Annotated in this window: 18 protein-coding genes; 13 read left to right on the forward strand and 5 right to left on the reverse strand. The window is 66.1% G+C overall.

The window, feature by feature from the left end:
• Positions 1-16: 16 nt before the first annotated feature.
• Both AC3A3W_RS06945 and AC3A3W_RS06950 read right to left on the reverse strand, forming a co-directional pair.
• Positions 17-1,372 (reverse strand): APC family permease, encoded by a 1,356-nt coding sequence (locus AC3A3W_RS06945; protein WP_487441411.1) that lies wholly within the window; start codon positions 1,370-1,372, stop codon positions 17-19.
• A gap of 10 nt (positions 1,373-1,382) precedes the next feature.
• Positions 1,383-2,261 (reverse strand): carbon-nitrogen hydrolase family protein, encoded by an 879-nt coding sequence (locus tag AC3A3W_RS06950; RefSeq protein ID WP_487441413.1) that lies wholly within the window; start codon positions 2,259-2,261, stop codon positions 1,383-1,385.
• Between the two features lie 94 nt (positions 2,262-2,355).
• Here AC3A3W_RS06950 and AC3A3W_RS06955 point away from each other — a divergent pair, with 94 nt between their 5' ends.
• The 4 genes from AC3A3W_RS06955 (at position 2,356) to AC3A3W_RS06970 (ending at position 6,268) form a co-directional block, all read left to right on the forward strand.
• On the forward strand, positions 2,356-3,114 hold the full coding sequence (locus tag AC3A3W_RS06955; RefSeq protein WP_487441415.1) for a FadR/GntR family transcriptional regulator: 759 nt from the start codon (positions 2,356-2,358) through the stop codon (positions 3,112-3,114).
• A gap of 613 nt (positions 3,115-3,727) precedes the next feature.
• The gene (locus tag AC3A3W_RS06960) at positions 3,728-4,621 is read left to right on the forward strand and encodes a hypothetical protein (RefSeq protein WP_487441416.1); all 894 of its coding nucleotides are present in this window, start codon (positions 3,728-3,730) and stop codon (positions 4,619-4,621) included.
• 169 nt (positions 4,622-4,790) lie between these two features.
• Positions 4,791-5,399: a GIY-YIG nuclease family protein gene (locus tag AC3A3W_RS06965; protein WP_487441417.1), complete on the forward strand. Its 609-nt coding sequence runs from the start codon at positions 4,791-4,793 to the stop codon at positions 5,397-5,399.
• 128 nt (positions 5,400-5,527) lie between these two features.
• Positions 5,528-6,268, forward strand: a complete 741-nt coding sequence (locus tag AC3A3W_RS06970) for a DJ-1/PfpI family protein (RefSeq protein WP_487441418.1) — start codon at positions 5,528-5,530, stop codon at positions 6,266-6,268.
• 217 nt (positions 6,269-6,485) lie between these two features.
• Here the strand turns inward: AC3A3W_RS06970 and AC3A3W_RS06975 are convergent, their stop codons facing one another.
• Both AC3A3W_RS06975 and AC3A3W_RS06980 read right to left on the reverse strand, forming a co-directional pair.
• Positions 6,486-7,214: an excalibur calcium-binding domain-containing protein gene (locus AC3A3W_RS06975; RefSeq protein WP_487441420.1), complete on the reverse strand. Its 729-nt coding sequence runs from the start codon at positions 7,212-7,214 to the stop codon at positions 6,486-6,488.
• A gap of 45 nt (positions 7,215-7,259) precedes the next feature.
• Entirely contained in the window at positions 7,260-8,582 is a 1,323-nt protein-coding gene (locus tag AC3A3W_RS06980) for a GmrSD restriction endonuclease domain-containing protein (protein WP_487441422.1), read from the reverse strand.
• Positions 8,583-8,970: 388 nt separating this feature from the next.
• Between AC3A3W_RS06980 and AC3A3W_RS06985 the strand changes: the two genes are divergently transcribed.
• The 4 genes from AC3A3W_RS06985 to AC3A3W_RS07000 all read left to right on the forward strand — a co-directional run bounded on the left by AC3A3W_RS06985 (position 8,971) and on the right by AC3A3W_RS07000 (position 11,272).
• Positions 8,971-9,222, forward strand: coding sequence for a PspC domain-containing protein (locus tag AC3A3W_RS06985; RefSeq protein ID WP_487441424.1), 252 nt, complete (start codon positions 8,971-8,973; stop codon positions 9,220-9,222).
• A gap of 8 nt (positions 9,223-9,230) precedes the next feature.
• Positions 9,231-9,881 carry a hypothetical protein gene (locus AC3A3W_RS06990; RefSeq protein ID WP_487441426.1) on the forward strand — a complete coding sequence of 217 codons (651 nt, stop codon included), beginning with the start codon at positions 9,231-9,233 and terminating at the stop codon, positions 9,879-9,881.
• Positions 9,882-10,085: 204 nt separating this feature from the next.
• A complete protein-coding gene (locus tag AC3A3W_RS06995; RefSeq protein WP_487441427.1) occupies positions 10,086-10,766 on the forward strand; it encodes a DUF998 domain-containing protein in 681 nt (226 codons plus the stop codon).
• Positions 10,767-10,900: 134 nt separating this feature from the next.
• Complete coding sequence (locus tag AC3A3W_RS07000) at positions 10,901-11,272, forward strand: MATH domain-containing protein (RefSeq protein ID WP_487441429.1); 372 nt, start codon at positions 10,901-10,903, stop codon at positions 11,270-11,272.
• Between the two features lie 121 nt (positions 11,273-11,393).
• Here the strand turns inward: AC3A3W_RS07000 and AC3A3W_RS07005 are convergent, their stop codons facing one another.
• Positions 11,394-12,431 carry a helix-turn-helix transcriptional regulator gene (locus tag AC3A3W_RS07005; protein ID WP_487441430.1) on the reverse strand — a complete coding sequence of 346 codons (1,038 nt, stop codon included), beginning with the start codon at positions 12,429-12,431 and terminating at the stop codon, positions 11,394-11,396.
• A gap of 121 nt (positions 12,432-12,552) precedes the next feature.
• Between AC3A3W_RS07005 and AC3A3W_RS07010 the strand changes: the two genes are divergently transcribed.
• The 5 genes from AC3A3W_RS07010 (at position 12,553) to AC3A3W_RS07030 (ending at position 18,196) form a co-directional block, all read left to right on the forward strand.
• Positions 12,553-12,951 (forward strand): DUF1304 domain-containing protein, encoded by a 399-nt coding sequence (locus AC3A3W_RS07010; RefSeq protein ID WP_487441432.1) that lies wholly within the window; start codon positions 12,553-12,555, stop codon positions 12,949-12,951.
• Between the two features lie 89 nt (positions 12,952-13,040).
• Positions 13,041-13,934 carry a potassium channel family protein gene (locus AC3A3W_RS07015; protein WP_487441434.1) on the forward strand — a complete coding sequence of 298 codons (894 nt, stop codon included), beginning with the start codon at positions 13,041-13,043 and terminating at the stop codon, positions 13,932-13,934.
• A gap of 48 nt (positions 13,935-13,982) precedes the next feature.
• Positions 13,983-14,777: an alpha/beta fold hydrolase gene (locus tag AC3A3W_RS07020; protein ID WP_487441435.1), complete on the forward strand. Its 795-nt coding sequence runs from the start codon at positions 13,983-13,985 to the stop codon at positions 14,775-14,777.
• A gap of 160 nt (positions 14,778-14,937) precedes the next feature.
• Positions 14,938-16,674, forward strand: a complete 1,737-nt coding sequence (locus AC3A3W_RS07025) for a helix-turn-helix transcriptional regulator (protein WP_487441436.1) — start codon at positions 14,938-14,940, stop codon at positions 16,672-16,674.
• 106 nt (positions 16,675-16,780) lie between these two features.
• The gene (locus tag AC3A3W_RS07030) at positions 16,781-18,196 is read left to right on the forward strand and encodes an NAD(P)-binding domain-containing protein (RefSeq protein ID WP_487441438.1); all 1,416 of its coding nucleotides are present in this window, start codon (positions 16,781-16,783) and stop codon (positions 18,194-18,196) included.
• The last annotated feature ends 4 nt before the right edge of the window (positions 18,197-18,200 follow it).

Consider the following 18,200-nt stretch of genomic DNA (forward strand, 5'->3'; position numbering starts at 1 on the left):
GCTGAAAACGCCGAGCTCAGGCGGCCGCCTCGACCGTCGCCTTCTCAGTAGCCGTCATCTCCGGCGGTGCCGCCTTGAAGCCGCGCGTGATCAGGGCCAGGACCACCACGCCCAGCACCAGCCAGGACACTCCCAGCGTAATCGCGTTGCTGTCCAGCTGTGAGAGCAGGTAGGCGCAGATGACGGCACCTATCACCGGGACCACCACGTAGGACATGGGGTTCAGCTGGTCCCCCGCTCGGCGCCGCCGCACATAGTGGAACACCACCGACGCGTTGACCAGGGTGAAGGCCGTGAAGGCGCCGAAGTTGATGAACGACGTGGAGGTCGCCACGTCCAGGAAAATCGCGATCAGCCCGATGATGCCGGTGACGACCAGGTTCACCACCGGCGTGTGGAACTTCGCGCTGAGCCGGCCAAAGAACGCCTTCGGCAGGACCGAGTCCCTGCCCATCGCATACAGCAGGCGGGAGGCGCTGGCCTGCGCGGCGAGGCCGGAGGCGAACTGCGCCACCACCAGGCCGGCGAGGAACACCGCGCCGAACAGCTGCCCGCCGATCTGCAGGGCGATGGAGCTGGCCGCGGAGGCCGAGTCCTCGAACACGCCGCCGGGGTGGACCAGCTGGGTCACGTAGGACACGGCCACGAAGATGCCGCCGCCGATCAGGGCGATGAGCATGATGGCGCGCGGCATGTTCTTGCGCGGGTTGATGGTTTCCTCGGTGAGGGTGGTGACGGCGTCGAACCCGAGGAACGAGTACGCGGCGATGGCGGCACCGGCGGAGATGGTGGCGAAGCTGGAGGTGTCGTTGAAGAACGGCTGGGTGCTGGCCAGGCCGCCGGCGCCCGCGGTGGACACCACGTTGCCGATGGACAGCGCCACGAAGAACACGATGACCAGCAGCTGGAATGCCATCAGCACATAGTTGGCCTTGTCCGCCACCTTGATGCCCAGGATGTTCAGCAGTGTGGTGATGAGGATGAAGCCCACGATCCAGACACCGATGGGGATGCCGGGGAACTGCGCGCTCAGGTAGGAGCCGCCGATGAGCCAGATGACCATGGGCAGGAAGAGGTAGTCCAGCAGGATGGCCCAGCCGACGAGGAACCCGACCCTCGGATCGATGGACCGGCGGACGTAGGTGTAGGCGGAGCCGGCCACGGGGTAGGCGACGGCCATCCGGCCGTAGCTGTGGGCGGTGAACAGCATAGCGACCATGGCCACCAGGTAGGCGGCGGGCGACGCCCCGCCGGTGGCCTCGGCGATGATGCCGAAGATCCCCAGGACGATCAGCGGGGTCAGGTACGCCAGGCCGAACAGCACCAGGGAGGGCAGTTTCAGCGTGCGGGTGAGGGTGGGTGTTGTTGTCACGGGGTGTTCCTTAGGCGTTGAAGGTCTGGGGAGCCCAGGTGGCCGGGCTGATCCGGCCCTGGTAGACGGGCAGTTCGACGGCGTCCTCGCCGTCGCGGAACTGCGACCAGGGGCGGTTGAGGTTTTCGGTGCCGTGCGTTCGGACGTGTTCGACGGCGGCAAGATCCAGTTCCGCGGTGAGCAGCACCGGCGCGTCGTCGTCGGCCTCGGTCAGGGTGTTGCCCTCCGGGTCGACGATGATGCTCAGGCCCTTGCCGGTGGGGCCGGCGCAGTTGACGCTGACCACGAAGACCTGGTTCACGATGGCGTTGGCCTTCGCGAGCACCAACTCCTGCCGCCGGTCCGGCGTCGTGGTTTTGACGACGTTGAGGATCACCTCGGCGCCCATCCAGGCGAGCTGGCGGGACACCTCCGGGAACCAGGCGTCGTAGCAGATGTTCAGGCCCACCCTGCCGACGCCGGCCAGGTCCACGGTGGTGAACCGGTCGCCGGGGTCGTAGGGCTCGAACGGGCGCCAGGGGAAGACCTTGCGGTAGTAGCCGGCCAGCGCCCCTTCCGGGGACAGGACCAGCTGGGTGTTGAACAGCTGCCCTTCCGGGCCGCGCTCGCACACGCTTCCCGGGACCAGCCAGATACCCAGGTCACCGGCGAGCTGCCGGAGCTCCTTGACCCGGGGGCCGTCCAGCGGCTCGGCTGAGGCCTGAAGCATTTCGGTGCGCTGCTGGTCGGGGTCGGAATCCCCGAACAGGTGCAGTTCCGGAAACACCACCAGCGTGCTGTGCGGCTGGACGGCGAGGGCGGCTGTGACCTCGTCCGCGAATGCCGAGACGGGTTCGCCGATGAGCCGGGGCCGGGCCTGGGCGGCGATGAGGGGAAGGATGCGTTGCATGGTTATCTCCACGTTGGGGATGTGATCTGCCTTATATTAGATCAGAATGATCCAATTATGGGAAGAGGAAGGTTTGGGCCGTAAAGTAGCGGTTATGACCCGTCAGTTGGAGGACACCGCCGAGCCTTCGCCGATCGGCGCCGGGAGGCTGGCCGGCATCGACCGCCGCAGCGCCATCGATGCCGTGCGGCTGCGGATCGGCATGGCGATTTCGCTGGGCCTGCTGAAACCGGGCGAGCGCCTGCCCGACCAGGAGGACGTGGCCCTGGGCCTGTCCGTCAGCCCGATCACCGCGCGCCGCGCGCTGGCGAGCCTGGCGGAGCAGGGTGTGGTGGTGCGCCGGCGTGGCCGGGCCGGCGGAACGTTTGTGGCGGATTCGCCACCTACGGATGTTTTGGCCGAACTCTCGGCGTCGCCGGCCGAGTCCCAGGCCGTGAACCGGTTAGTGGACCGGAGGCTGCTGTTCGAATGCGCGGTGACGCACTACGCGACGCTCAACGCCACGGCCGAACAGCTGGATGAGCTCGACCGGCTCACGCGCGACATGGCCGAGTCCTCCGACTGGTCCGACTACCACCAGGCAGACGAGCAGTTCCACCAGCTGGTGGGCACCGCGTCGGGGCTGGGGACCGCCGTCGAGGTTTACCACGAGACGCTCACGGAGCTCTACGCGTACTTCATCCCCTACCCGATCGAGCTGCTGCACAAATCGAACTGCGACCACGTCGCGCTGGTGACGGCCCTCCGCGCCGGAGATGTCCAGGAGGCCGTGGAGATCTCCCGCAAGCACGTGGACATCCTGCACCGGACGATGTTCATGGGCCTGACGGAGGGTGGAGCCAGCTCCGGTTGAGGTACGACGGCGACACGGCGGCAGTCCGATGCCGTCATGCTCCCGTGTTGTGGGGGCTGCAAACTCCCCGGGGCGAGGCACGGGCGGGCGGATTCGACGTGGTCATGCAAAGCAGCGTTTCTATTCCGACTGACTTCGTTTGGAGTGAACTCAAGCGAGCAGGAATCTCAAGACGTGTCATGAAACCTCAGGATCGGCTCAAGAAAGCCCGAATGTTGACTGAGGATTAGCCCAGCACCGCAACTTGGGCCGGAAAAGAAAATAGGCTCATTCTCGACGAGGTAGTGGCGGCACCGGGCACGTTGGTGAATGTCCGCAATCCCGCCGGATACCAGAATTGACGGGATGACCTCCTTGACTGACTGGCAGTCCTAGAGAAGCCATTTGCACGCAAAACTGGGGGCATCACTCGTGACCGAACATATTCCCTTCCCAGGGACTCCTGAAAGTGGACGCCGCCATCCTTCAATGACCATCTCGGCAGGTCAAAAATTAAAATGACCTCTCGCTGTGGTTCTTGGCTGAAACAGTAACTGCCGCAACACGTTAAAGACTTCAAATTGCAATCTGGCAAAGCCGAAATTTGAACGACTAAAAGAAATATGGGGAACAAATGTCACATCAGCAGGGTTACCAGCAGACGGCACCAGGGCAGCCGGAACAGCCACCTTTTGGGCAGCCGGGTTATGGTCCGCCAACGCAGACGTTCCCGCCCCGGCCAACGAAGACGAAGAAGCAGTCCAACGTCCTCGGGCTGATCGCGCTTATCACCGCGGCACTCGGGTTCATTTTCGCCTGCATCCCCGGTGCACTCATCATTGGCTGGATACTGCTGCCGATCGCATTTGTTCTGGGTATCGTTTCACTCTTTTTGAAAGACAAGGTCAAGTGGACGGGCGTCACCGCCCTGATCGTCTCTATCGTGGGCACGATCGTAGGGTTTACCGTGTTCTTCGCCGTTGTCGGTACGTCAATTGACAACGCTCTCGGCAGCGGCGACACCAAAGTCGCCACACCGTCTGGGGATGCGGGCACGAACGACCAAGCAGCAGCAAAGGAAGATCCTGCCGCCACAGCAGGAACCCGTGAGAACCCGTCCCCGATAGGGTCGGTTGTAGAGTCTGACGACTGGCGCGTCGTGATCAACTCGGTCACGCTCGCCGCCACGGATGCCGTTGTCGCGGCCAACCAATTCAATGAGGCGCCGGCCAAGGGGTCGGAGTACATCTTGGTGAACTACTCCGCTACGTACATTGGCGATGACCCTGACGGGCAGATGCCTGCCTTCGTCTCAGTCGAGTACGTCACAGCGAACGGCACGACTGTCAATGGACTCGACAAGCTCGTCACCGCGCCAAAGCCGATCAACACCACGAGCACGCTCTACAAGGACGGCACCGCAACGGGCAACATGGCCATCGAAGTGCCGACCGCCACTGCTGGCCATGGCGTCCTCGCCGTCAGGCCGGGCATGCTGGCCGACAAAGTTTTCGTAGCCGTCAAGTAACACTCCTAAGGAAAGTGCAAAGCCCCCGGTAGATTGAACCGACCTCCAGTAGTCGAACCGAATTTCTTAGTCCGGCTTTGGGGGACAGTTCACATCACTCGGGGGCTTTGCCGCGTTTGGATGCGAGCCTCAGCGGCGAATTCGGCATGCCTTGCCGGGAACTTGTAGGGTGGCGAGCCCGGGCAGATGCTATGGGACCCAACCTGTTGCCGTACGTGCGAGAACAGGGCATCCAAACAGTAAGATCCCGGCAACTCCACCCCGGTTCTGGCTGAACTTCCTCGCCACCACCGGCCGGCGCGCCCGGTTCATCATCGCGCACGAGAACCATGGCGAACTGCTCGCGGAGCGGACTGAGGATCGCCGCTTCTTTGACCTGCGGCCCACTCCGGTGTTCGCTGCCCTGTCGGACCGCCTTGTGATCGAGTGGACCAAGGACGCGGTGAACTGGGCCAAGACAGGCGACCAGGCAACCTCCATGACGGTGGTTGAGATCTCCGACCCGTCCAGTGTGCCGTTTCCAGGATTCGATTCGCTCCTTGTTAGCTTCGAAGAGCTCCAGGCCGTCATGGCCGACGACCGCTACGGCCAATGGCGGACGGCCCTCAGCTCCGTGCAGGGCATCTACCTCATCGCGGACGCCCGGCACCGGCAGCACTTCCAGTTCAGCATCCTGCAGGTCTTCTCCCCGAGCGCTCCATCCGCGCAGGTGGATGCAGCCGAGGCCCATTTCAAGCGGGCGCTCCTGACCCGGCAGTTCGGCATGAACCTGAACTAGGCCCTTCCTATCCGGTGACGGTGTCGCCGTGGACGGCCCTGGGCCTCTCCCCTCTGCGAGGCAACCAACGGGTGTAGCAATTCGAGCGAAGGTGCCGGATAACGTACGCGCTCGTATAGCCTGAAACCATGTCTCCCGGTCCACTGAGAATCGTCGTCCTCCTTTTCCCGAGGGTCACCCAGTTGGATTTCACGGGGCCCGCTCAGGTTTTCTCCAAGTTCCCGGACACCGAAGTTCACCTCGCTTGGCATGACCTGGACCCCATCGCCACCGACGCCGGCTGGTGCATTGTGCCGACTACCACCCTTGACGACTGCCCCCAGGCTGACATCCTCTTTGTTCCAGGAGGCGCAGGGGCGTTCGACATGTTCGACGACCTTGCGGCTCTGGAGTTTCTCCGTGTGCAGTCAAGGAAGTCCCGTTGGATCACCTCCGTTTGCACGGGATCATTCACCCTTGCAGCGGCGGGTCTTCTCACCGGCTACCGAGCCACCAGCCACTGGGCCTCCCTGCAGATGCTCGAACACTTCGGCGTCGAACCGACGTCGGAAAGAGTCGTCCGCGACAGAAACCGGATTACAGGTGCCGGCGTTACCTCAGGGATTGATTTTGCATTCACGCTGGCAGCGGAACTCTTTGGTGACGATGAAGCCCGGAAGATTCAGCTAGCCATCGAATACGACCCGGAACCCCCGTTCGACCACGGCTCGCCAAGCAAGGCAGACCCCGAAGCAGTAAAGAGCATCATCGCCGCTACCGAGAACCTCCGCATGGCCAGGGTCCGAACCTCTGCCAGCGCCCTGGCGAGGGCGCAGCCCTCTGCACAACCGGAGCTTTGCGGAAGGCCCCACCTCGACCTCGACGGCTGACTACGTCAAAGATCCCTGCAATGCGATCTGCTTCCGGAGGGCCTCGCAGTTCTGGGCGACGTTGCGTGCTCGCCCCGCTCACGCGCCGGTAATCTGCCGATCCGTCGACTTCAGCCGCAGATCACGCTGCCGTTCTGTGGGGGACCGCACGTAAAACGAAAGCCGTGGATACCCCCGAATAGAGAAGGTACCCACGGCTTCGCTACTTCGTCAGCGACTAGTTTTCGCAGGCGACGCCGTCGCGATCGCGGTCAAGGCTGGTGCTGTAGCCAGCCTGCCCGGCGTACAGCGGCGCGGCTCCTGCGGCCTTTGCTGCGGCGCAGTTGGCGTAGTAGGCGGAGGCGGGCGCCGGCGGGGCAGCCTGTTGCACCGGAGCCTGCGGGACGGCCTGCTGAGCCGCCGCTTGTTCCGCCGCCAACTTCTCGGCAGCCGCAGCCGCATCCGCGGCAACCTTGTCCGCCGCAGCCTTGTCGGCCGCCGCTTTATCAGCCGCTACTTTGTCCGCTGCGGCCTTGTCCGCGGCAGCTTTCGCAGCTGCAGCCGTTACTGCAGCAGCCTTTTCGGCGGCCACCTTGTCTGCAGCAGCCTTCTCCGCCGCAGCCTTTTCCGCCGCAATCTTGTCAAGGTTCTTGACGCCGAGATGCACGGTGGAGCCCTTTGCCACTTGTGCAGCTTCCGTGGGGTCTTGGGACACTACCTGCCAGTTCTTCTCCACTATGATCGACTTGCCGTCCACGATGTCCTCAGCCTCGACCTCGAGCCCGAGATCCTCCAGCTGTTCCGTGGCGACATCCAGAGTCAGGCCCACTACGCCTGGAACCGTGACAGTCTCTTCAGCCACTGCCACAGCGGTTGCCGATTCTGTCGGCTGCACAGCCTCCTGCTTGCCGCCGCATCCAGTCAGCATGAGGCCGGCCAGCACAACTAATATCAATGTCTTTTTCATTTTTCCCCCTTGGAAAGTTTGAAACTGTGGAGTGATGGCATCGGTCTAGCTCTCGCAGGCAACGCCGTCGGAGTCGCGGTCCAGCGCCGGTCGATAGCCCGCCGACCCGGCATACAGCGGTGCCGCACCTGCAGCTTTGGCCGCCGCGCAGTTGGCGTAGTAAGCGGCAGCCGGTGCTGCCGGAGCGGGGGCGGGCACTACCGGAGCCGGTGCCGCCGGAACGGGGACAGGCGCAACCGGTGCCGGAGCTGCCGGCGCCGGAGCAACGACAGCGGGGGCAGGTGCCACGGCGGCCGGGGCCGGAGCAACGACAGCCGGGGCCGGTGCCACCACCGGTGCAGGCTCAGGCGCCGGCGCCGCGGCGGCCGGCGCCTTCGAGTTTGTTGGTGCGAGCTGGCCGGAGCAGTCGCCCAGGATCCTGGCCATCGCGTCGTGCTCCGCCTGGGTAACCCACAGGCTGTACGTCGCCTTCACCGAAATCTGCCGGGCAACGTACTCGCACCGGAAGCCCTTGTTTGGCGGCAGCCAGGTGGCTGCGTCGCCGTCGCCCTTTTGCATGTTTGTCGGGCCGTCCGTCGACTGGAGGTTCAGCGGGTCATTGGCGAAGGCTGTCCGCTGTTCCGTGGTCAGCTGCTGTGCCCCCTTCTGCCAGGCGTCGCTGAGGGCAACAACGTGATCGATCTGGACGGCACTGCTGGTCGCAGCCCCCCGCAGGAAGTTGATGCTGGTGCCCGTGTACGGGTCCGCCAGCGTGCCGGACCGCACCTTGCACGGGACACTGTTGGTGTATTTGATACCGGTCAGGTCGCGTTTGAGAGTGTCGTTCCGGGTGTCGCAACCGTTGCGGTCAACGTCTGCCCACGCCTGGCCGAACAGCGCGCGGTCATATCCCGTCTTGGGTGCCCGGCCCTTGATGGGGAGGGTGGCCAGCAGGTCGACCGCCTTAGTGGCGAAGGCAGGCTGCGACTTTGGAGCCGTCACGCTGGCGCCCTGCGCCAAGAGGGACGGACTGTCAGGATCCAGCGGAGCGCCCGTCTCCTGAGCGGTTGGGGCAGACGACGGCGTCGGCGTCGCTGTGGAGGTAGCGCTCGCCTCTGCGGAGGCTGGCGTGGCAGTGCCCTCCGATGAGGCGGCCTCCAGCTCCGCCGTCGCACTGCGCGGCATCGCCAAGCCGCCCGCGATAAACAAAGCAAAGGCGACAGCAAGCGCAATGGCCCCCGCCTTCCGCTTGGCCGGGAGCCACGCCCACGAACGGCGCCCGGTCGCCAGCACATAGAGGCCGGTGAGGGCGGCGGAGATGGCCAGGAAGACCAGGGCACCCCCAATGCCGCCGCTGAACGCCCCCAGGATCACGAACAGCGCGGTCATGCCCCCGGCAATGAAGGTGGACGCTCGTGGCTTTCGCGGTGGCCTCGGGCCCGGTCCCGCACCCGTTGGTCCTGGCCCCAGAAGGCTCCCGTAGTTCGACATTCGTATCCCCATTAATAAAGGCCCGGCAAGTAGCCGGGCCTTTTGCTTAAGCCGAAATGTAGCTAATGAGAAGCCTATTTCCCCGGCGCCTGGGGAAAACGACAACAGCGTTGATCTTGGGGCAACGTTGATCCAGTCTTGAGCCAACCTTGAGGATCCTCGTAACACTGCTGATTCTGAATGGTGATTGAAGCTCTCAAGCCGGGTACAGCACGCACTGGCTGCTCAGGTCCCTCCGACTTCAGGCACCGGTGACAACCGGGAACGGAAGCAGGACACTGCTTGCATGGAAAAATTCTTCGGCATCATCAGGGGGACCCACCTCCGCCGTGGTTCTGACCGCTGGGTGGCCGGTGTGTGCAGTGGTCTTGCCGCCCAGCTGGGCGTCAGTCCCACCTTCGCCAGAATCGTGTTCCTGATCTTTGCACTGTTTCCCGGTCCTGCCGTCGCTTTCTACCTCTGGGCCTGGCTCGTACTCCCGGACGCTTCCGGGAAGATAATCCTCGAATCCTGGCTGGCGGAAAGACCGGGAATCTAGGAGCACCTTTGCTTCGGACCATCACGCATGTCCCGGCTGCGCGTGCGTTCCTGGCTGCTTGGGTGGGCTGGGTGAGCCTCGGCGAGAGCATTGGATTTCTTGCCCCGGTGATGTTTCAGCAGCTCGGATCGCAGGCCGCGGCCGGAATGATGCTCCCTCTGCTGGTCCTTGCGGGCCTGGCCGAGGGTGCACTGCTGGGATGGTCGCAGGCGCATGTGCTCAAGCGCCTGCTGCCTGCATTATCAGCCAGGCGCTGGACGCTCCTGACCTCAATTGCCGCTGCGGCCGCGTGGTACCTCGGCCTCGCCCCGAGTGAATTCAACCAAGTATGGATCCCATGGCCTCCGGCGCTGCAACTCGCGGTAGGGCTCCTCACCGGCCTTGTCCTGCTGGCATCAATCGGCGTGGCGCAATGGCTGGAGCTGCGACGGCATATTCCCCACAGCTGGCCGTGGATCCCCGGTACGGCCGCGGCCTGGTCCGTTGGGCTGGTTATCTTTCTGGCGATCTCCGCTCCCCTCTGGCAACCGGGCCAGCCACCAACACTCATCGCACTCATCGGCGTGTTCGCGGGCATTGCCATGGCGGTGGGGATGGCAGCCGTTACCGGACTTGTCCTGCTACGGATGCTGTTTTCCGAGACGGACCAAAGTCCCTGACGTGAGACACGGCGGCCGGCCTACGCTGAGCCCATGAGACGTGTCGTCGTCGACCATTTCAGGACCCCCTGCCGATCAAGGCCGTTCGGCCCTATCGACACCAGTTAAACGGGGCCAAAGCTTAAACAGGTAGGCGCTGGGGCGGACGCCCGCGGGTCCCTGCATCAAGCCTTTGCCAGACCGCGGCTCTGAGGACATCAGGACATGGCAATCGACAAGCGCCGGCTCCCGCCACGCGCGTGGACCGCGACGCAAGGAGGACGCAGCCGAGACGCCATCCGCAAGGCCCTTCTGGCCGCAGGACCTGTGTCTTCGCTGCTCTACGTGATTGCCACCGACATCTTGGCTGCATCCAGGTGGGACGGGTACCGCCGGGCGGAACAGATGGTGAGCGAACTGTTCGCGGTCGGCTCACCCGGCCGGGACGTCCTCCTCCCCTTCACGTGGCTTTACACGCTGCTGTTCACCGCGTACGGGATAGGTGTCTGGATCTCCGTGCACGGCACCCGCGTTCTTCGCATAGGTGCCGGCCTGCTTACCGCCTACGGACTGTGGAACATCATGGGCGCCCTCTACCCCCTGACGCTGGGGGACGAGGCTTCCGTTCCCATGCATATCCTCGCCACCGATATCCAGCTCGCACTCATGGTCGCTGCAATGTGCTTCGTGGCTGCAGGGTTTCGCGGGCGGATGCGTGCCTACTCCATTGCATCGCTTCTAGTTTCCTCGCTTATGGGCATAGTGGCGTTCATGGCGGCCCCAGGCCCCAACCTCTTGCTGGGCATCGGCGAAAGAATCAGCATCGGCGCATTCCTGCTCTGGGTAGCGGTGCTCGCAGTCGCGCTGTGGAAGCGGCCTGCGGCTGGCAGGACGTCACACGTTTAGGCTTTCCCAGTGACGACGGCGGCGCCGGGCCATCTCTCCGATGCATTGACATTTCGCGATTAACCGCCGAGGCTTCACGGGCCCCGTATATAGACTGCAGTGGTACGTGTCCCTCGACCTTTTAGGAGAAGTTCATGAGCTACAACGGAAGTCAGTCCGAGAAGCCGGTAGCAGCCGGTGACCTAGACCGCAGCCATATCGGCCAGACGGTGAGCTTTGAATCGAACGACTTCACAGTTGTCTTCGGAACACTCTCCGGCATTGCCCGGACCGAGGCCATGGTGTACCTGTCGCTTCAGGGGGTGGGCGGCGGCACGCATCTGAAGGACGAGTACGACGTGCCTGTCAGCCAGAACGTCTACGTTCAGCTGGACCCCCTGAGCACCGCCGGGAAAACCCTCGCGGACGCGGAACGGGTCATCAAGGAGAAGTTCGACGAGATCAAGAAGAACCTCCGGGACCGGGAACAGAAACCGGACGCCGAACAGAAGCCCGACTCCGAGTAACCGGAATCCAGTCCGCAAGGAACCCCGCCGTGCCCAGCACTGCGGGGTTCCTCGTTTGTCACTGTGCCCAACGCACTTTGATGGTCGCACGCAGGGTTTCGACAGGCTCAACCACCGGAGGCTAAACCAGCAGCTTCGCCACCAATTCCCCGCGGCTGCCGACGCCCAGTTTTCCGTAGAGCGCCTTCAGGTGGTCGTGCACCGTGTGCGGGGAGATGAACAGATTTCGTGCGACGTCCGCCGTCGAAATTCCGGACAGAAGCTCCAGGCAGACATCCCGCTCACGGGCGGAGACCCCGTAGGCCGCCAGCAGGAGGCTGACCACGTCGTGCGTGGTCGCCGGCTCCACGGTGACCACCATCTGCTCGGGGTCGTCGCCCGTGATGAGGCGGCTGGCCTGCAGCACCACCCAGTTGCCGCCGGTGTCCCGCATTCTGGCCCGGGCAGTGCCGGAGACGGACGCATGGGCCTGCGCCACGACGGAGTGCAGCGTCATGGTGAACCCTCCCGGCGCCGCATCCTCCACCTCGGCCAACCACAGGACAGCGGCAGGGGTGGCCGCCCGCAGTTCGCCATGGATTCCGGCGATCACGATCACCGGCCCACCCGCAGCGGCGCGCTGCCCGCGCTGCACCCGTACGGCCACCCGTGTGGCAGCCGCCAGGGTAGCGGTGACGGCGTCCAGGAACTCCACCTCACGGTCCGAGAAATCCTGCCCGCCCTCCCGGAAGATGCTGCCCACACCCCAGCACGCCTCGTCCACCCGGAACGCGCCGCGCAGCTCATGGTGCAACCCCAGGGGAACCAGCAGGTCATTGATCCGGACGCTGCGGACCACGTCCCGGTGCGGGGCATCAGAAATCCTGGCCACGGGCCGCGGCCGCCGCAGCAGCTCCCTGAACGTGTTGGGTTCGGCGCCGGTGTACTCGGACTCGGCGAAACGGGCAGCATACTCGTCCGTCACCGGCCACGGCCGCCAGTTGGTCACGGACGTCATCCCCAATGTGTCCGGGTCCACCGCGGCCCAGCAGCCCTGATCGAACGGAACCTCCTGACGCACCACGGCCAGCGCCGCAGCGTACAGCTCAGCCAGGTCCAGGCCGCCCGCGGCGAGGTCCGCCATCTCGCGCCGGGCACGCTCAGCGCGCTCCTCCCACATACGTCCAGTATCCGGTCGGAGGGCCGGACCGCAATCCCCCAAACAGGGGATTCCGCAAGTCTCCAGGAAACCCCCGCTGAGGGGATCGCAGGGCCGCGCGCCGCCGTCGTACTCTTCCTCCATGAACGCCGTATCGCAGCTGTTCGCGGTGCTTGCCGCACTGATCTACATCGTGGTGTTCCCGCTGGAAAGCTTCTTCCTGCGGCACCCGGCAGCGCAGAAATTCCTCAGCACACCTGCACAGAACGTGCCCGCCGTGATGATGTGGGCCATCCCCACCGGCTTCCGCAACCTCCTGATCGGGCTGGGGAACATCGCCGGGGTGGTTGCGGTGAACACCGGCTACGTGGTGGTGGGCTACACGCTGGTGGTCTACTGCAGCGCCAACATGGTGCTCAGCGGCGCCACCATGGGGCTGGCGGACTGGCTGGGCCACTACCCCAGGAAGGGTGACAGCATCCCCGGCACCCTCGGCGCGACCGTCCCGCCCCTCATCGCGCTGGTCGCTCTCCCGTTCTGAGCCTCCTGGTCCTGGCGCAGCCGGCGCTGTCAACGCCTGTCCCGTGATGTTCGTCGCGGGTTCCCAACAGTGCCGCCATAAGATGAGGCATGGACTTCGAGGACATGCTCTGGACGGTTTTGGGGGCCGGGCTGGTTCTGCTGATGCTTGTTGATGTCTTTCGTACGCTCCTTTATCCGCACGGTTCCGGTCCTGTGGGCCGGGCGATCATGCGGGGATTCTGGCTGGTGTCCAGAAAGCTGCGGGGCCGGGGCTCCTTTATCGCAGCACCTTTGGCCATGGCAGCTGTCATTGGCGCCTGGGCAGGCTTGGCGGCCATCGGCTGGGCCCTGCTCTATCTGCCCCATCTGCCGGCCGGTTTTGTTCACGGGGCCGGGGTTCCACAGCGGGGCGACTTCGGCGAAGCGCTCTACATCTCCCTTGTCACTCTTTCCACTGTGGGGTTCGGCGAAATAGTGCCGGCACATCCGCTGCTCAGGCTGGTTGTGGCTCTCCAGGCCGTCACGGGTTTCGGGTTGCTGACGGCAACGGTCACCTGGATCCTGCAGACGTACCCGGCCCTGAACCGCCGCCGGGCCCTCGCCCACCAGCTGAACCTGTTCAGGGAGGCTGCAGGTCCGGCCGGTGTATTGTCTCTGGACCCCAGGCATGCTGCCGGGCTGCTGGAGTCAATGGCCGGAAACGTGGCTTCGGTGAGCATAGACCTGCTTGCGTTCCATGAAACCTATTACTTCCGTGAAGTCGAGCAGCGCGGCTCCCTGCCGGCCACAGTGGCCTACGCCCAGGAGCTGGCCTCCGAGGCCCAGCGCAGCGCGAGCCCTGAACTCCAGTTCGCGGGACGGATGCTCCACGCGGCGCTGGACGGACTCGCGGACGTCCTTCGCGGCAAATTCGGCCATTCAGGATCAACGTCCTCCGATGTGTTCGATAGCTACGAGCTGCACCACAGACACCGGCGGCCGGGGGAACCGGACACAAACTAGGTTCGGCTATTCCGCGAACCGGGTCCTCACCCGGCGTACCCTGAGCCCATGGAAACCGAGGTCCGGGATCTCCGGCTCCGCACCGGCATCACGGTGCCGTGCCTCATCCAGGGCGACGCCGGTGCGAAGCCGGTCTTGCTGCTGCATGCGTGGGGCGAATCCCGCGGCAGCTTCGACCGCCTGATGCCCCTGCTGACCGGCTTCAGGGTCTACGCCCCCGACCTCCGCGGGCAGGGCGGGGCAGACAAACCGGAGGACGGCTACTCCCTCGCGGAACAGGCCGAGGACGCCGCCGCGATCCTGGACGCCCTCAGCGTGCCCCGGGCCTTCGTCGTCGGCTCCTCCAGCGGCGGGTACGTCGGCCAGCAGCTGGCCGTTGCCCACCCCGGGCGGGTTGCGGCGCTGGTGCTGGTGGGCTCTCCCCTGAGCCTGCAGGGACGGACCCCCTTCGCCGACGAGGTGGACGCCCTGACCGATCCGCTCGACGAGGGCTGGGTCCGGGACTCCCTGTCCTGGTTTCCGCTCCTGCACGACGTTCCTCCGTGGTTCATTGAGGACCGCGTGCGCGACGGCCTCAGGATGCCCGCCCATGCGTGGAAAGCCATCCTGAACGGGCTGATCACGGCCACGCCGCCCACGGAAAAGGGAACCATCGGGGCACCCACGCTGATCCTGTGGGGCGCCCACGACAACCTGCTGCCGCGCAGCGACCAGGAAGCCCTCGCCGCCCGGATCGCGGGCGCGGAGCTGAAGGTCTACCCGGACGTGGCGCACCTGGTCCTGTGGGAATGCCCGGAGCGGGTCGCCGACGACACGGCGGCGTTCCTCACGTCGCGTGCCTGACACCCCTGACGGAGGGTCCCGGGCGCCTTGCCGCCCTCTTAACCCCGGCGGTAGCCTGAAAAACAGATGACGGGCCGCGCCGCCCAGCGCCGGTTCCGAGAGAGTGCCGGCACCGGCAGCGCCCACGGCTCAGACCCGCCACCGGGAACGGGGAGGCGCGATGTCCACGCTGGCAGACGGCCGGGAAGCCTACGCCGAACGGCGCTGGCCGGACGCCGTCGGGCAGTACACCGCTGCCCAGCACGACGCCGAACTGCCGGCCGGCGATCTGGAACGGCTGGCCACCTCCGTGATCCTCACCGGCCGGGCCCCCGAGGGAGTGGACATCCTGGCCCGCGCGCACCTGAAGTACCTCGCCGACGGCGACTACCCCGCCGCCGCCCGCTGCGCCGTCTGGACCGGGCTGAACCTCATGCTGCTGGGCGAATCGGCCCGCAGCACCGGCTGGCTCGCCCGCGCCCGCCGGATCGTCGAGGACCTGCCCGAGCCCTGCCCCTGCGAGGGCCTGCTGTTCGTCCCCGCCGGGCTGGGCGCCTTCTACCAGGGCGACGGCGCCGCCGCCGCGGAGGCCTTCACCCGGGCCGCCGACCTCGGGCGGGAACGCGGCGACGCCGATTCGGCAGCCCTGGGCACCCTCGGCCTCGGGCAGGCGAAGATCCTGCTGGGCCAGCTCCGCGACGGCCTGGCCCTGCTCGACGAAGCCATGGTGGCCGTCACGGTCGGCGAAATCTCCCCGGTCCCCGCCGGGATCATTTACTGCGCGGTGATTGAAACCTGCCACCTGGCCTTCGACCTGGACCGCGCCCACGAGTGGACACGGGCGCTGGACCGGTGGTGCGGCGCGCAGCAGCTGGTGGCCTTCGGCGGCCAGTGCCAGATGCACCGGGCCGAGCTGTACCGGCTGCACGGCGCATGGACCGAGGCGTTCGACGCCGCCAAAACAGCGCAGGACCTGGCCCTCCGCGGCGACCGGATGGCCACGTACGGCGGCTTCTACGAACAGGGCGAAATCCACCGGCTCCGGGGCGACTTCGAGGCCGCCGAGGCCTGCTACCGCCAGGCCCAGGAGACCGGTTTCCCGCCGCAGCCGGGGCTGGCGCTGCTGCGCCTGGCCCAGGGCAGGCCGGACCAGGCCCGGTCCCTGCTCCGCCAGGCCATGGATGGCGTCGGCCCCGCCTACCGGCGCCGGATGCTCGCCGCGCGGGTGGAGATCGAACTGGCGGCAGGCGACGCGCGGGCGGCGCGGGCCGCCATGGAGGAGCTGGCCTCGCTCTGCGCCGCGATCGACATGCCCATGCTGCACGCCCTCGCCGACCAGTCGGAGGCCGCTGTCCTGTTCCATGAAGGCCACCCCGAGGCCGCCATGGTCCCGCTCCGCCGCGCGTGGTCCCGCTGGCTCAGCCTCGACGCGCCGTTCGAGGCGGCCCGCTGCCGAGCCCTCTTGGCCAGCCTCTGCGCCGCGCTCGGCGACGAGGAATCCGCCCGGCTGGAGCGCGCGGCGGCCCGGGCGGTCTTTACCGAGCTGGGCGCCGCGCCGGCGCTGTCGGCTCTCGAGTTGTCCGGGCTGGAGGTATCGGGGTTGGACTCATCGGCGCTGGAGTCATCGGCGCTTGGGCAAGCGGCGCCCGCTGCGCGTGTTACGCGGGACGCCCGGACAGCCCCGCTGCCAGCCTCCGCGGACGACGCCGGCCATCCCGCCGGCGCCGGGCCGCTCACCGCCCGCGAAATCGAGGTGGTCCGGCTCGTCGCCACCGGACTGAGCAACCGGGACATCGCCGCCGAGCTGTTCATCAGCGAGAAAACGGTGGCCCGGCACCTGAGCAATATCTTCACCAAGCTGGGCCTGACGTCCCGGGCCGCGGCCACGGCCTACGCCTATAAGCACGGCCTCGTCTGACCTCCTTGCTGCATAAAAATACCCATTCCCCGCCCGCCGGCTTCCGCCGCGGAAATGGGTGATTCGCCCGATTCGCCGCGCCGCGCCGAAAAATAGCGTTAGTGGCATGAACGTTGCAGTGCTCGCAGGAATGGTGTCCACCGTCCTCTTTGCGGTGAGCTACCTGCCGATGCTGCTCAAGGCCCTCCGCACCAGGGATCTTGACTCCTACAGCTTCGGCTACCTGGCGCTGAGCAGCGCCGCCAACGCAGTGCACTCCGTCTACGTCGTCAGCCTCCCGGCCGGGCCGATCTGGCTGCTGCACTTCTTCTACGCCGTCGCCTCCGCGCTGCTGCTCATCTGGTACCTGCGCTTCCGGTCGGAGCACAGCGTTCATACCCCGCAACCGCACCTGCATCACCAAGGAGGCACCATCATGACCACCACCCCAGCACCTGACACCAGCGGCGCCGTCGGCACCGCCGCCGTCGACACCGTCATCATCGGCGCCGGACAGTCCGGCCTGGCGCTGGGCTACTACCTGGCGCAGCAGCACCGGAACTTTGTCATTCTCGACGCCCGCACGCGGGTCGGCGACGCGTGGCGCAGCCGCTGGGACTCGCTGCGCCTGTTCACCCCCGCCAAGTACGACGGCCTGCCCGGCCGGCCCTTCCCCGGCGACCGCCTCGCCTTCCCCACCAAGGACGAGCAGGCGGACTACCTCGAGGACTATGCCTCCCGGTTCCACCTGCCGGTCCGGCCCAACACGGCCGTCACCCAGCTGAGCCACGACGGGCAACTCTTCCATGTCACGGCCGGGGCGCAGCGCTGGACGGCGGCGAACGTCGTCCTCGCCACTGGGTCCTGCCAGCAGCCCAAGACGCCGCGCTTCGCGTCGGACCTGGCGTCCGGCGTCGTACAGCTCCACTCCCACAACTACAGGAACCCGGATCAGCTCCAGCCTGGTCCGGTCCTGGTGGTGGGCGTGGGCAACTCCGGGGCGGAGATCGCCTTGGAGACCAGCCGGACACATGACACCTGGCTGGCGGGCAAGCCGAGCGCCGAGGTCCCGTTCCGGCACGGCCGGACCGGGGCGCGGTTCATTATCCCCATGGTCCGCTTCGCCGGGCTGCACGTGCTGACCACGAACACCCCGGTGGGGCGCAAGGTGCTGCCCAAGATGGCGGTCATGGCGACGCCCCTGATCCGCACCAAGCTCGCGGACCTCGGCGCCGCCGGAGTCCACCTGGTGCCGCGGGTCGCCGGAGTCCGGGACGGCGAAGTAATGCTCGACGACGGCCGGCACCTTCCGGTGGCCAACGTCATCTGGTGCACCGGCTTCGCCGAGGACTACCCGTGGTTGGACATCGCGGCGCTGCCCGCGGACTGGCGGGAGCGGCAGCACCGCGGGATCGTGGATGCCGTGCCGGGCCTGTACCTGCTGGGGAAGGATTTCATCTTCTCGGCAGTCTCGGAAACCCTGCCCGGCGTGTGCCGGGACGCCAAGTACCTGGCGAAGCGGCTGGCGGCCACGCGGGCTTGATCGA

Source organism: Arthrobacter sp. Soil_N43 (assembly GCF_057655195.1).